Origin of the sequence: Bradyrhizobium sp. GCM10028915 (assembly GCF_042666195.1) — a bacterium.
GTDB lineage: Bacteria > Pseudomonadota > Alphaproteobacteria > Rhizobiales > Xanthobacteraceae > Bradyrhizobium > Bradyrhizobium canariense_D.
Genome location: NZ_JBHTFN010000019.1, coordinates 1 through 12544, shown reverse-complemented (window position 1 = coordinate 12544; position 12544 = coordinate 1). Strand labels below are relative to the sequence as shown.

13 protein-coding genes and 2 pseudogenes are annotated in these 12544 nt (G+C 63.7%); 10 read left to right on the top strand and 5 right to left on the bottom strand.

Features of this window, described 5'->3' with window-relative positions; genetic code table 11:
• Positions 1-199: 199 nt before the first annotated feature.
• Positions 200-438: pseudogene (locus tag ACFQX9_RS11835) on the bottom strand (hypothetical protein).
• A gap of 336 nt (positions 439-774) precedes the next feature.
• Here ACFQX9_RS11835 and ACFQX9_RS11830 point away from each other — a divergent pair.
• The 4 genes from ACFQX9_RS11830 (at position 775) to ACFQX9_RS11815 (ending at position 2749) form a co-directional block, all read left to right on the top strand.
• On the top strand, positions 775-1092 hold the full coding sequence (locus tag ACFQX9_RS11830; RefSeq protein ID WP_377788626.1) for an ArsR/SmtB family transcription factor: 318 nt from the start codon (positions 775-777) through the stop codon (positions 1090-1092).
• Entirely contained in the window at positions 1089-1574 is a 486-nt protein-coding gene (locus ACFQX9_RS11825) for an SRPBCC family protein (RefSeq protein WP_377788625.1), read from the top strand. Before ACFQX9_RS11830 ends, ACFQX9_RS11825 begins: the two co-directional genes overlap by 4 nt.
• Positions 1575-1609: 35 nt before the next feature.
• On the top strand, positions 1610-2023 hold the full coding sequence (locus ACFQX9_RS11820; RefSeq protein ID WP_377788624.1) for an MAPEG family protein: 414 nt from the start codon (positions 1610-1612) through the stop codon (positions 2021-2023).
• A gap of 258 nt (positions 2024-2281) precedes the next feature.
• Entirely contained in the window at positions 2282-2749 is a 468-nt protein-coding gene (locus ACFQX9_RS11815) for a hypothetical protein (RefSeq protein WP_377788622.1), read from the top strand.
• Positions 2750-2924: 175 nt separating this feature from the next.
• Here ACFQX9_RS11815 and ACFQX9_RS11810 read toward each other — a convergent pair whose 3' ends face one another.
• Positions 2925-3704, bottom strand: a complete 780-nt coding sequence (locus ACFQX9_RS11810; protein WP_377788620.1) for a nucleoside phosphorylase — start codon at positions 3702-3704, stop codon at positions 2925-2927.
• 35 nt (positions 3705-3739) lie between these two features.
• On the opposite strand from ACFQX9_RS11810, the gene ACFQX9_RS11805 reads away from it, so the two are divergent.
• Positions 3740-4366 carry a class I SAM-dependent methyltransferase gene (locus ACFQX9_RS11805; protein WP_377788618.1) on the top strand — a complete coding sequence of 209 codons (627 nt, stop codon included), beginning with the start codon at positions 3740-3742 and terminating at the stop codon, positions 4364-4366.
• Between the two features lie 290 nt (positions 4367-4656).
• On the opposite strand, the gene ACFQX9_RS11800 is transcribed toward ACFQX9_RS11805, so the two are convergent.
• The 3 genes from ACFQX9_RS11800 to ACFQX9_RS11790 all read right to left on the bottom strand — a co-directional run bounded on the left by ACFQX9_RS11800 (position 4657) and on the right by ACFQX9_RS11790 (position 10257).
• Positions 4657-7905, bottom strand: coding sequence for an efflux RND transporter permease subunit (locus ACFQX9_RS11800; protein WP_377788617.1), 3249 nt, complete (start codon positions 7903-7905; stop codon positions 4657-4659).
• A 4-nt stretch (positions 7906-7909) separates the two neighbouring features.
• Positions 7910-8953: an efflux RND transporter periplasmic adaptor subunit gene (locus tag ACFQX9_RS11795; protein WP_377788615.1), complete on the bottom strand. Its 1044-nt coding sequence runs from the start codon at positions 8951-8953 to the stop codon at positions 7910-7912.
• A 659-nt stretch (positions 8954-9612) separates the two neighbouring features.
• Positions 9613-10257 carry a cation transporter gene (locus tag ACFQX9_RS11790; RefSeq protein ID WP_377788613.1) on the bottom strand — a complete coding sequence of 215 codons (645 nt, stop codon included), beginning with the start codon at positions 10255-10257 and terminating at the stop codon, positions 9613-9615.
• A 75-nt stretch (positions 10258-10332) separates the two neighbouring features.
• Between ACFQX9_RS11790 and ACFQX9_RS11785 the strand changes: the two genes are divergently transcribed.
• The 5 genes and pseudogenes from ACFQX9_RS11785 to ACFQX9_RS11765 form a co-directional block, all read left to right on the top strand.
• Positions 10333-10731 carry a helix-turn-helix domain-containing protein gene (locus tag ACFQX9_RS11785; protein WP_377788611.1) on the top strand — a complete coding sequence of 133 codons (399 nt, stop codon included), beginning with the start codon at positions 10333-10335 and terminating at the stop codon, positions 10729-10731.
• A 166-nt stretch (positions 10732-10897) separates the two neighbouring features.
• Positions 10898-11122: a GDCCVxC domain-containing (seleno)protein gene (locus ACFQX9_RS11780; RefSeq protein ID WP_377788627.1), complete on the top strand. Its 225-nt coding sequence runs from the start codon at positions 10898-10900 to the stop codon at positions 11120-11122.
• Between the two features lie 63 nt (positions 11123-11185).
• Positions 11186-11542: a hypothetical protein gene (locus ACFQX9_RS11775; protein WP_377788609.1), complete on the top strand. Its 357-nt coding sequence runs from the start codon at positions 11186-11188 to the stop codon at positions 11540-11542.
• Between the two features lie 92 nt (positions 11543-11634).
• Positions 11635-12042, top strand: a complete 408-nt coding sequence (locus ACFQX9_RS11770) for a FixH family protein (RefSeq protein WP_377788607.1) — start codon at positions 11635-11637, stop codon at positions 12040-12042.
• A pseudogene (locus tag ACFQX9_RS11765) lies at positions 12039-12544 on the top strand (efflux transporter periplasmic adaptor subunit); the annotation flags it as partial. The gene ACFQX9_RS11770 and the pseudogene ACFQX9_RS11765, both read left to right, overlap by 4 nt.

Below are 12544 nucleotides of genomic sequence, written 5' to 3'. Positions count from 1 at the left end.
CCGGAATGGTGGGCGACATCATTTCGGAACGGGTGGGCGACTTCAAATCGGAATGGTGGGCGAGATCATCTCGGAATCCTGGGCGACATCGATCGGAATCCGCACGCCTGGGACGATGTCGTCACCCGCATCAGCCTATCGCTCAGCGGCAAATAGTCGTCACCGGCTTTACGGAACCACGGGCTCCGCAGGCGCGCGCTCATAGCGCGCCGAGGTCGTCCGGCACGTCGCCGAACTTCCGGATCAGCTTGGCGTCCTGAATTTGCCGCTCGAAGGATCTCCCGTTCGCGAGAACGCGCTGGCGCCGGAATGGCCCGGCTTGCGTGAGAGCGCCTCCGCCCGCATGACCGGGGCGTTGGCGCTCAGGCACTCCGCCGCCTCGCCTGCGGCCACGCCGTCGTCGGAGAAAACGAACGGCAGAGCGACATAGTAGGTCACATCAGACGTCTGGCTCGTCCTTGCGTTCGCGGGCCCTCGGAAGTTGTCCCGGGCGTAGCCGGTCGGCACCGTCGATCGGAGCTCGTCCAGTGGGTCCTCCAGAAACTCGGTCGTGAGCAGCAGGACCTTCACGGCTTCGCACGCGTCGCCGCCACTCGCCGCGATCGTCGGCGGCGGCATCAAGGCCGACTGGGGCCGGACCGCGCAGCTCCCGGGCATCCTCGTTAGCAACGCTTGACACGATGATCAGTGTACACTTATCATTAGTGATGGCTAATTATGCGCCGAACTGCCACGCAAGTTGCGGACCCACCGAGCATCGGGCGGCGGGTCGCTATGACTAAGGATAGTCTGCAACTAGCTGCGCTCGGAGATCCGACTCGCAGAAGGATTTTCGAGCTGGTCGGGGTACGACCACGCACGGTCGCTGAAATCACCCGCGAACTGACGGTTTCTCAATCGGCCGTCTCACAGCATCTCAAGGTGCTTCGGGAATCTCGCCTGGTTCGAGCTGAGCCGAAGGGAGCCAGCAACGTCTATCACATCGACCCAGCAGGGCTCGGCCAGATGCGCGCGTGGCTCGACCGATTCTGGAGCAACACGCTGGCAGCTTACAAACAAGCCGTCGAGAAACCACCGGAGGTCTCCAGATGAACACACGCATATCGGCTGCGCCCGTAAAGCAGTCCATCGTTGTCGAGGCGCCGATCGAGCGCGCGTTCAAGGTCTTCACCGAAGAGTTCGGCAGCTTCAAGCCACGCGAGCACAATCTGCTCGCCGTCCCGATCGCAGAGACCGTCTTCGAACCTCGGGTAGGCGGAAGCATCTACGATCGGGGTATAGACGGCAGCGAATGCAGATGGGCGCGTGTGTTGGCCTTTGATCCACCCAATCGTGTCCTTCTAAGCTGGGACATCAGCCCGCGCTGGCAAATCGAGACCGACCCCTCGAAGACCAGTGAATGGGAGGTGCGGTTTATCGCGGAGACGCCAAGTCGGACCCGTTTGGAGTTGGAACACCGCCACCTCGAACGGCATGGCGAAGGCTGGGAAGGCGTTCGCAATAGCGTCGATAGCGATCAGGGCTGGCCGCTCTACCTGCGGCAATACATCAAGCTGATCGCCGGAGAGGCTTGAGACGCACTTTCCCGGCGCGGATTCGTGGAGGCGCAATGGCTGCTTACTCGCTCAGTATCATCGGAGTGCTTGTCCTCTGCCTGTTGTCCATCGTGCTCGCGGTGTATTCGGGGTCGTCCAAAGGTCGGGCCGGGGCGCTCTCCGGACCGGTCCTGCCGGCGGACGACGACAACCTGCTCTACCGCATCGATCGCGTCCATATGAACTCGGTGGAGGCCACGGCGCCGTTGGCCGTCGCTGCCGTACTGGCGATGATGGTAGGCGCCAGGCCATCGATAGTTGCAGCCCTGGTCTGGATCTACGTCGCGATCCGTCTGATCCACATGGTCGTCTATTTGCGGGGAGGCAATGCCGCCAAAGGCGGCAGCGTCAGAACCATTCTGTATGTTTCAGGAGCGCTCGTTAACGTCGTTCTCATTGCCGCTGCTGCCGTGGCAGCCATCGCCTAAATCGCCTGTTGTTGCGCGAAGCGACGGCAGGAGGAGCCGGACCACCGCGACGAAGGTCTGTGGGTGCGGTTCGCCGCCCAACTCGAGCAGTCGATGGCATTCGCGACTTCACAGTGTGCACGCCTCGACGATCCGGGTTGGATCCCACGGCAAGCCACCTAGCGGGTAATGGCTCTTGATCTGCCGTCCCGGCCCGATCATGCTCCCGGCCGTCGGCGCCGTTAGGGCGGCCCGCCGAAAAGTGCAAGGGATGAAACGATGAAAGTCTTGCTCGCTGTTTTTTCGGTTTCGCTGGTCTGTGCCGCTGCGGCTCTCGCCCAAAGTCCATATGCCGGCATGCAGACCCGTTCGATCAAGGCGCTGTCCGATCAGCAGGGGACCGATCTCCGGGAGGGACGCGGAATGGGGCTCGCCCTTGCCGCCGAACTCAACGGCTATCCTGGCCCTTCTCACGTCCTTGAACTAGCCGACAGGTTGGGCCTCACGTCCGCGCAACGCCTTCGTGTCCAGGAGCTCTTCGACACCATGAAGGCGGAGGCCGTCCCGGTCGGGGCCCGGCTGTTGTCGCAGGAAGCAACTCTGGACGAACAGTTCGCCAGTCGCACGGTGAACGAAGAAACCCTGAAAAAATCCGTCGCCGAAATCGCGCTGACACAAGGCGCGCTGCGCGCCATCCATCTCAAACATCATCTTTTGGTTCGGACGATTCTGGACGCGAGCAACTGACGAAGTATGCCGAATTGAGGGGGTATACTGCCGGCGGCTCCATGCCGGCGCACCATCATCCGCACTAGGTCCTCTGCCGCGAAAGCGGCCACGGCCGATCCGTGCTTGCCCACGGGCGGACGCCGCCGGTCCGGAGTTCAGGGCGGCGCAGGCCGGCTCCTTGATCTCGCGTCCCTCAGGCGTTGACGAGCACTTCGATCAGGCGAAGGGCATCCGCAGTACCATCCGCTTCGCCCTTCTCGAAATCCTGCTCTCCAATCCCCATCGTATTGGTGACGTGAGCGATGCAAAGAATCTTTGCCTGTTTGGCTTCGGCGAATGCGTAGAGCGCCGCTGCTTCCATTTCGACAGCGAGGATGCCGCGATCTCGCGCCTGCGCGATCGCGTGTTCGGTCTCTCGAAAAGGAGCGTCCGTTGTCCAGCTGTCTCCGATTATCACGTTCAACCCCGCGTCCTCAGCCGCGCGTGCCATGGTCGCGAGGAGTTGACGCTCGGCATGCGCAAACTCTGCCGGTTCGGCGTAATGATAGCTGGTTCCTTCGTCCCGCAAGGCCCGGTCGATAATCACGAAGTACGGTGGCGTTCCCACCGCCTTGATTTGTCCGGCAGACGTGATGCTGATCAGCAGCTTGCATTCGCTCGCGAACAATTCTTCCGCGACGAGAACCGCAAAAGGTGCACCTACCGCGCAACCTACGATGCCGATCTGTCTGCCGCCATCCAGGTCAAATGTATACAGATCCGTGTGGTAGCATGGCCAATCCTCCGCACGTCGAGCCCGTCCATCCCGCCTTAGTCTGCGAACGATGTCGCCATCTGGATCGAGCACACAAACTTCCGGTACGGACTTGAACTCCAGTTGTTTCTGTCGTCTTGCTTCCCGAAACAATGCTTTGGGCTCGAATACCGAAGCGGCCGCGGAGTTCTTGTTGGCGAGAATTGGCGGATTACGCATATCACAGAACCGGAGGAACCTGGAGGAGGACCGAGATGTCAGCCATGGACCGTGAAGCGCATTGGCAAAATGTCTACATCACGAAAGGCGAGAAGGAAGTCAGTTGGTTTCAGGAAAAGCCCTCGAAATCGCTCGAGTTGATCGCACGTTGCGGCGCGGATCCGGAGACTGCCATCATCGACGTCGGCGGCGGCGCATCCCGTCTTGTAGACGAATTGCTGAAGGCCGGGTATCGCAACCTCACCATCCTCGATCTGTCGGAGGCGGCGCTCGCCACCTCGCGCGAGCGGATCGGGTCCCGGTCGGAGGAGGTCAAATGGATCTCCGGAGACGCGACGACCTGGCAGCCATCCGAGCAGTACGACATCTGGCATGATCGGGCCGCCTTTCATTTTTTGACGGAAGCGCAAGACAGGCAAGATTACATCGCACGGCTCAAGTCGGCGCTTCGCCACGGTGGAAAGGTCATCATCGGCACATTTGCGCTCGACGGCCCCGAGCGGTGCAGCGGACTCCCGGTTCAGCGCTACGACGCCAACGGTTTGGCGGCCGTGCTCGGTCCCGACTTCCGCTTGCTTTCGCATGGCTTGGAGGAGCATCGGACGCCTTGGGGGGCCTCGCAGATGTTCCAGTTCAGTAGCTTCAGCTTCTGTCCTCGGTGACAGAGGCAAGATGACGCGACCGCTTCAACGCTGAGCAACCAGCGGTCCCGACGCTGCGGAGACAAGCGAGATACCAGCATTCCGCGCGGTTCACGGCGATTTCGTAGCCCCTGGCTGCGAAAAACGCCCTGCGGGAGACGCCCAGCGGTATCTTTCAGGGCAGGGACGCCGTTCGCCAGAGCTTCAGCAAGGCCCTCAAGCTCGGACTCCACGACAAGGCAGGGATTCGGAAACGACATGCCGGCGGACTGTCCAACTGTTCCACCGGCACCCTGAGAGCGGATGAACCGCTACTCCGCCGCGCGGTCGTGCAGGAGGGGCGGTGCCGAAACTCCGTCCCGGTCCGTCGAAGTTAGATCGGCGAAGCGGGCATACAACGCGGGTAGAACGACCAGCGTGAGAAGCGTCGCGGTGAAAAGCCCACCGATAACGACCGTTGCAAGCGGCTTTTGGACCTCCGCGCCGGTGCCGGTCGCGAGCGCCATCGGGACGAAACCGAGCGAGGCGACGAGGGCGGTCATGACGACGGGGCGGAAGCGGGTCAGCGCACCTTCGCGGATCGCGGTCCTTGACGAAACGCCTTCTTCGATGAGATTGCGGGTCCGAGTCAGCATCACCAGGCCGTTAAGCACGGCGACCCCCGACAACGCGATGAATCCGACGGCGGCCGAAATGGAGAAGGGCATGTCACGCAGCCATAGAGCCGCGATACCGCCGGTCAGAGCCAGCGGGACCGCGCTGAAGACGAGAAGCGCATCCCGCAGCGAACCCAATGCCCCGAACAGAAGGAGATAGATCAACAGGAAGCAGCCTGGGACGACGATCATCAGCCGCTGGCGCGCGACGGTGAAGTTCTCGAACCGGCCGCCCCACGTCAAAAAGCTGCCCGGTGCAAGCCTAACTTGCTCCTCGACCGTCTCCCGCGCTTCAGTCACCAGGGAGCCGATGTCACGGCCGCGGACTTCAGCGGTCGCAACAACGAGGCGTTTTCCGTTTTCCCGGCTGATCTGATTGGCGCCCTCGGTCTGCTCGAAAGACGCAATCGTCCGCAGCGGTATCGAAGCCGCCGCCGCGTTCGGATTGGCATGAGGAAGCGGCACAGGAAGGTTCTCCAATGCCGAGATGTCGTTGCGGAGAGCATCGTTGAGACGAACCACGATCGGAAACCTGCGGTCGCCCTCGAAGACGAGGCCGGCGTTGCGGCCGCCGACCGCGGTTTCGATCAGATCCTGGACGGCGACGAGACTGATGCCGAGGCGGGCGATCTCAGGTTTGTCGATACGGATTTCGAGGAACGGCAATCCGGCCGTTTCCTCGACCTTGACGCTTTCGGCTCCTTCGATCTTCCGCAGTACGTCAGCGATCCGCCCTGCGGTCCGCTGCATATCCGCGAAGTCGTCGCCGAAGACCTTCACGGCCAGATCAGCTCGGACGCCGGCGATGAGCTCGTTGAACCGCATCTGGATCGGCTGCGAGAAGCCGAGCTTGTTGCCGGGCAGTTCGGCGGCTTCGGCCTCGATCCGCTTGATGAGATCGTACTTCGTCATGCCGGGGTCCGGCCATTCGTTCTGCGGCTTGAGGATGATGTAGGTGTCGGCGGCGTTGGGGGGCATCGGGTCCGCGGCCAGATCGGGGGTTCCGACGCGCGAGAAGACGAAAGCGACCTCCTGAAGTTTGCTGACTTGACGCTCGATCAGGAGCTGCATCGCTTGTGACTGCGCGAGCGCGGTGCTCGGCACCCGGCGCACTTCCATGACGATGTTCCTCTCGTCGAGTGTTGGCGTGAATTCCTGCCCGAGGTGGCCGAACAGGACAACCGCAGCGGCGAACAGCAGCGCGGCGCCCGCCAAAACCGGCGTCGGCCTGGCTACCGAGGCGCCGAGCAGCGGTGCGTATGCCGACTTCAGGCGCCGCACGATGGCGTTCTCGTCCTCGCGCACCGGCCTCGAAAGAGCGACTGCGATCGCCGCCGGAACGAAAGTCAGAGACACGACGAACGCGGTCGCGAGCGCGATCATCACGGTCAAGGCCATCGGTTCGAACGTCTTGCCTTCCACGCCGGTGAAGGCGAGGAGGGGAACGTACACCAGGATGATGATGATCTGCCCGTACACCGTCGGACGGATCATCTCCGAGGTCGACGCGGTCACCGTCGACAGTCGCTCCTCAAGCGACAGGGCACGCCCGAGCTCTCGCTGCCGATCTGCGAGATGGCGCAGGCTGTTCTCGGCGATGATGACGGCGCCGTCCACGATGAGGCCGAAGTCCAAGGCACCGAGGCTCATGAGATTTGCGCTGATCCGCCCTTGAAGCATTCCTGTGGCGGTGATCAGCATCGTCACCGGGATCACGCATGCCGTGATGATTGCGGCCCGTAAGTTGCCCAGTATGACGAAGAGGACCGCGATCACAAGGAGCGCTCCTTCCGCCAGGTTGCTCACGACCGTGTGGATCGTCGCATCCACCAATTCCGTTCGGTTCAGCACGGTATGCGCGTAGACGCCGGGCGGCAGGGTTCGGCCGATCTCCTTGATCCGCGCGTCGGCGGCCGCCGCGACCGTGCGGCTGTTACCGCCGATCAGCATCAAGGCCGTTCCGAGCACCACTTCGCGCCCGTTGATGCTGGCGCTGCCGGTGCGCAATTCGCGGCCGATGGCGACGTCTGCGACGTCCTTCACGCGCACCGGGAAGCCGGCGCGCGTCGCAACGACGATGTTCGAGATGTCGTCCATGTTTTCGACCCGGCCGGCGGCGCGGACGACATAGCCTTCCCCGTTTTGCTCGATGTAGTTGGCGCCGCGGCTGACGTTGTTGGCTTCGATGGCCGCAATGACGTCACTGAAGGAGAGGCCGTAGCCGATGAGCTTGGCCGGATCGGGTTGCACCTGGAATTGCTTGACGAAGCCGCCGATCGCGTCGGCGCCGGCGACACCGGGTACCGTTCTGATCTGGGGCCGGACGATCCAGTCCTGGACGGTGCGTAGATACACGGTGCGTTGGAAGTCGTCGGCTAGGCGCTCGCCTTCGGGCGTCAAATAGCTGCCGTCGGTCTGCCAGCCGGGCTGCCCGTCGCGCACCGGGGCGCTTGCGCCTGGTTTTTCGTACTCCACGGCCCACCAGTAGATCTCGCCGAGGCCGGTCGACACTGGCCCCATCTTCACGTCCACCCCCGGCGGCAGGCCGGATTTCGCGTCGTTGATCCGTTCCGCCACCAGTTGGCGAGCGAAGTAGATGTTCGTGCGGTCCGTAAACACGGCGGTGATCTGCGCGAAACCATTTCGGGAGAACGAGCGCGTCGATTCCATTCCCGGAATGCCCGCCAGCGCGGTCTCCAGCGCAACGGTGACCTGTTTTTCGATCTCGACGGGCGTGAGCGCCGGAGCGACGGCGTTCACCTGCACTTGGACGTTGGTGATGTCCGGAACGGCGTCGATCGGCAGCCTCGTCAGGGACCAGATCCCGGACGCCGCGATTGCGATGGTGACGAGCAGGACGAACCACCTGCGTCGTACTGAAAATTCGACGATGGCCTCGATCATCGCTTCAGTCCTCTTCGCTGGGCTTGGCCAGTTCTGCCTTTAGCGAGAAGGTGTTCGAGACGGCGATGGTCTCGCCGGCTTCCAGACCGGAAACGATCTCGACGGACAGGCCGTCGCGCTGGCCCAGCACGACGTCGCGGGTTTCGAAACCGTCCTTCGTGCGCACGAAGACTGCCTTGCGGCCCTGTACGGTCTGGACGGCACTGATCGGCGCGACGACCCCGGCTTGATGCTCTTCGATCGCGATGGCCGCGGTGATGAACGATCCCGGGCGCCAGCGCCCGTCGGCGTTGTCGATGGCCGCGACGACCCGTGCGGTGCGCGTCTCCTTGTCGAGCAGGGGGCTGACGAACACGATCCTGCCTGTCGTCGCATCCGGAAACCCTCGCAGCGTCACGGCGACCGATTGTCCTTCCCGAATCATCGGCAAATCTGGCGAAGACACGGACAGTTCCACCCACACCCGGCCGAGATCGACGACGACGAAGAGCTCGGTCTCGAGGTTGTCTCGCCCGACGGCTGCGCCGAGTTCGACCTTGCGCTCAGCGATCCGACCCGAGATGGGTGCTCGCACGTTCTGGCTGCGCAGTGAAGCATCCGGAGCCTGCGGAAGCGCCGTGATCTCGTCGTCCCGCACTCCCAGCGCCAGCAGCTTCTGACGCGCGATACCGAAGCGCATCTCGGTCTGCGCCGCCGCGTTACGAGAGCGGATATACTGCTGCTCCGGAACGGCTCGTCCTTCCCACAGCGATTTGTCCCGCGCCGTCAGGTCCCGCTGCAGGTCGTTGGATAGCCGGGCGGCCAGGTACTCGCTCTTGGCGTCCGCTACCTCGCGGCTCTCGAGGACGGCCAAGACCTCGTCCTTGACCACGTCGTCTCCGATGTTCTTCCGCAGCTCCGCAACGGTCCCGGACAGCTTGACGGAAATGTGCGCGACGCGGGCGGCATCGGGTACGATTGTGCCAGGCACGGCAAGGCGCTTGGCCACGGTCGCCGCGCCGACGCTCCGCTGTTCGATCTGCGCGAGTTCGATCCGTTCTTCGTTCATCGTCAGCGACCTGGCGGATGGCTCGGGTGCGGTGGGCTTTGCTGCGACTGCCGGTCGGGTCTGCGAACCTATCCCGATCCTGCGCTGAACTCCGGTCGACAGACCTGGCGCGAGGGCGAAGATTGCGGCGCCTGCCAGAAATGCGATGACTATGATGGTTGGCTTGTTTGCCATGATGTTTTTCCGATGCGAAGCCGACCGCGTGAGCCGCCCGTCCTCATAGGTGCATGACCGCACTCGATATCGTCGATGACCCGCTCCGGTGGCCGGGCGGCGCCTGCTCGACCGCCGCCCTCAGGCTCGGGGCGGTCTGAACAAGGGCAGGTCCCCAAGTCCGGCGAGCGGGCGAACATGCTCCAAGGACGGCGCGACACGAACCGCATCGTCTGGAGCCAGCGCCGACGCGGGGGGCTGCGTCGTGACGTGCGAAAGACACTGGCCGCAGTGAGGCGGCAACCGCTGCTCCGGAGGATCCGAACCTGTGTCTGGAGCCGAGGTGGTGGAAGCGATGATCGTCGGTCCGTCGCTTGCGAAGGGAAGATCGCAGCAGGCACAGTGCAGCAACGAAAGCAGCAGCCCGACCGTCAACATCAGGACCAGCGGCAACCGTGTCCACTGGTTGCCGCGCTCCTCCTGAGCCGATCCGGGAGGTGCGCTTTTCATCCACCTACCGGAGCGTGTCTGGTATTCCCAAGCGTCAACTCCGACGCGGCATGCCTGACGACGAGAATAGCGCCTTGGAGGGCGAGACGAGCCATGACGACCGCCACGATGATGTCGGGCCAGCCGGTGCCGGTCCCAAAGACGCCAGCGGCCGCGAGCAGCACCGCGAGGTTTCCGAAGACATCGTTGCGGGTGCAGATCCACGCCGACCGCATGTTGGAGTCGCCGCCGCGATGGGCCCAGAGCAATCCGAACGAAACGGCATTAGCCGCGAGAGCCAAGATGCCGATCGTGCCCATCGTGATCGCTTCGGGCCGGGTGCCGGAATAGAGGTGCCAGATCGCGACTCCCAATACCCAGAGACCGAAAAGACCCATCGAAACGCCCTTGACGATCGCGGCGCCGGCGCGATGGCGCAACGACATGCCCACGACGAAGAGGCTGATCCCGTAATTCGCCGCATCGCCCAGGAAGTCGAGCGCGTCGGCCTGGAGCGACGCCGAGCCAGCGTGCAGGCCGGCGCCGATCTCTACGGCGAACATCGACGCGTTGATTGCCAGAACGGCCCACAGCACACGGCGATATGGCCTGTTTGTCGCCGAAGGCTCGTTGTGATGGTGACCGCAGCAGGCCGCGCTCATGGTTTGGTCCTTCTCAATCGTCCGGAAGAGGGTTATAGACCCTCTAGTCACTAGAGGTTCAAGTGGAAACTGGCCATGCTTTCCATCGGCGCGCTGGCGAAGGAGGCCGGGGTTAAGGTTCCGACCATCCGGTACTACGAACAGATCGGCCTCCTCGAGGCGCCCCCGCGTACCGAAGGCCAGCAGCGCCGCTATGGCGCCGAAACTGTACGCCGGCTGAATTTTATTCGTCACTCCCGCGAACTTGGGTTTGAGATCGATGACATCCGGGAACTACTCTCGCTGAGCGCACAGCCCAGTGGACCGTGCGAAGACGCCGACAAGATCGCAGCCCGCCACCTCGACGCGGTCGATCTGCGTATCAGGCAACTGACCTTGCTCCGGAACGAGCTCAAAAGGATGCTCGATGAATGTCGCGGCGGCTCTGTAGCCGAATGTCGGGTCATCGACAGCTTGAGCGCGCGCCTCGATTAGCTGGGCGTCTTGGGGACCGCCAAGTACCATACTGACGTCCTTGCATGGCGGCCCCATCATCAAACTGCTCGGCCGGCCGGAAGAGCCGAGTCCGCGCCGGGGTGACAGCCGCTGCTGGCGTGCTACTAACGGTGGCATGGGCGAGGAAGAAACCGACAGACGACCGATGCAGCTAGAATCCACTCTGAGGTGTCCCAGCTGCGGCCATGAAAGGTTGGAGCGCATGCCGCAGGACGCGTGCCAGTTCTTCTACGACTGCACCGGCTGCGGTACCAGGTTGAAGCCCAAAGCGGGGGACTGCTGCGTGTTCTGCAGCTACGGATCCGTGCCTTGCCCTCCGATCCAGGCTGAGGAGGCCGGCGAGGCGGGCGGCGGGCCGTGCTGCGGCTGACGGTTGCGAATAAGTGAAATCGGCGAGCTTCCAAAGCGGCCCGGCCCGTGGGATGGTTGGGTCATGAACCTGCGGCGACTGCTCAGAGTTGCGTTCGCGGTCCTCGTGACCGCCGGCTTGACGTTGGCGCCCTTGGCGGCGGCGCCGGCGGCCGCTGCGCAAGCCCGTCTGGACGGGATGAGCGACATGTCGATGTCGGCCGGCATGCCCTGTTGCCCCGATGAGCAGAAGAGCAAGGACTGTCAGGACTGCCCGCTGGTAGCGATGTGCGTCCTGAAGACCGCGCAGGCGGGCCCCTCCGAGGCCGTCGCTTTGCCGCTGCGACACGCGATCCGGACCACCCACTCGGTGGCGGACGACGTGGTCGGCGATGGTTTGGTCCGTCCACCTCCCGACCAACCCCCTCGAACCCTGGCCTGAACGGCGCTTGACGCCGATCGCGTCCGTGCGCCTCGCGCGCGCGGATGACGCGCGCCGCCTTGGCGGCGAATTCAGGACATCGAGGATACAACATGAAGACGTCTACCTTCGCGCGCGCCGTCCAGGCCGCGTTGATCGCTGCGGCCATCGCCGGCGCAAGCACGGCCGCATTGGCTGACATCAAGAACTACAAGTTCGAGCTCGTCGACCAATCGGTCCAGGCCGGGCCCGACAAGGTCGTCACGGTCCGGCTCGTGAACACCAAAACCGGCAAACCGGTGCCGGATGCGGTGATCTTCGCCAGCCGTTTGGACATGGCTCCGGACGGCATGCAGGAGATGGCGACCAAGGTCACCCCCATGCCGGGGACGGAGCCGGGCACGTACCGCTTCAAGGCGACCTTCGGCATGGCGGGGCGATGGCAGCTTTCGCTCGGAGCCAAGGTCCAAGGCGAGGCCGGCACCGTCGAGAACAAGCTCGTCATCACGGCGCAGAAGTGACCCGCCCCATCGCAGTAAGCCTGGCAGCCGCGTTGATCGCGGCGGCGGGCATCGCGTTCGTCGTCGCCGGCCCGCAGTGGCCGACGGCGCGAACCGCCGCCGTGATCGGTCCCGCTGCGGCCGAGGAGAGCGGCGCCCCGATCTACTACCAGGATCCGGACGGCAAGCCGTCGTACTCGCTGGTGCCGAGAAAGACCCCGGATGGCCGGGATTTCCGCGCGGTGCCCGCAGGCGCCGACATCAGCTTCGACGATGACCAGGCGGAAACCCCGCCGCCGGCGACAACGGCGGCCGGCGCCTCCGGAGAGCGCAAGATCAAATACTACCGCAATCCCATGGGCCTGCCGGACACATCGCCGACGCCGAAGAAGGATGCGATGGGGATGGACTACATCCCCGTCTATGAGGGCGAGGACAGCGACGACGCCTCCATCAAACTCTCGGCCGGCAAGATCCAGCGGACCGGCGTCAAGTCGGAGCCCGCAGCGATGCGCGTGATCCG

What these genes read in the sequence shown, in the direction of transcription:
- ACFQX9_RS11830 (WP_377788626.1), top strand. Translation starts at nt 775, where the DNA reads ATGACTAAGGATAGTCTGCAACTAGCTGCGCTCGGAGATCCGACTCGC.
- ACFQX9_RS11825 (WP_377788625.1), top strand. Translation starts at nt 1,089, where the DNA reads ATGAACACACGCATATCGGCTGCGCCCGTAAAGCAGTCCATCGTTGTC.
- ACFQX9_RS11820 (WP_377788624.1), top strand. Translation starts at nt 1,610, where the DNA reads ATGGCTGCTTACTCGCTCAGTATCATCGGAGTGCTTGTCCTCTGCCTG.
- ACFQX9_RS11815 (WP_377788622.1), top strand. Translation starts at nt 2,282, where the DNA reads ATGAAAGTCTTGCTCGCTGTTTTTTCGGTTTCGCTGGTCTGTGCCGCT.
- ACFQX9_RS11810 (WP_377788620.1), bottom strand. Translation starts at nt 3,704, where the DNA reads ATGCGTAATCCGCCAATTCTCGCCAACAAGAACTCCGCGGCCGCTTCG.
- ACFQX9_RS11805 (WP_377788618.1), top strand. Translation starts at nt 3,740, where the DNA reads ATGTCAGCCATGGACCGTGAAGCGCATTGGCAAAATGTCTACATCACG.
- ACFQX9_RS11800 (WP_377788617.1), bottom strand. Translation starts at nt 7,905, where the DNA reads ATGATCGAGGCCATCGTCGAATTTTCAGTACGACGCAGGTGGTTCGTC.
- ACFQX9_RS11795 (WP_377788615.1), bottom strand. Translation starts at nt 8,953, where the DNA reads ATGAACGAAGAACGGATCGAACTCGCGCAGATCGAACAGCGGAGCGTC.
- ACFQX9_RS11790 (WP_377788613.1), bottom strand. Translation starts at nt 10,257, where the DNA reads ATGAGCGCGGCCTGCTGCGGTCACCATCACAACGAGCCTTCGGCGACA.
- ACFQX9_RS11785 (WP_377788611.1), top strand. Translation starts at nt 10,333, where the DNA reads ATGCTTTCCATCGGCGCGCTGGCGAAGGAGGCCGGGGTTAAGGTTCCG.
- ACFQX9_RS11780 (WP_377788627.1), top strand. Translation starts at nt 10,898, where the DNA reads ATGCAGCTAGAATCCACTCTGAGGTGTCCCAGCTGCGGCCATGAAAGG.
- ACFQX9_RS11775 (WP_377788609.1), top strand. Translation starts at nt 11,186, where the DNA reads ATGAACCTGCGGCGACTGCTCAGAGTTGCGTTCGCGGTCCTCGTGACC.
- ACFQX9_RS11770 (WP_377788607.1), top strand. Translation starts at nt 11,635, where the DNA reads ATGAAGACGTCTACCTTCGCGCGCGCCGTCCAGGCCGCGTTGATCGCT.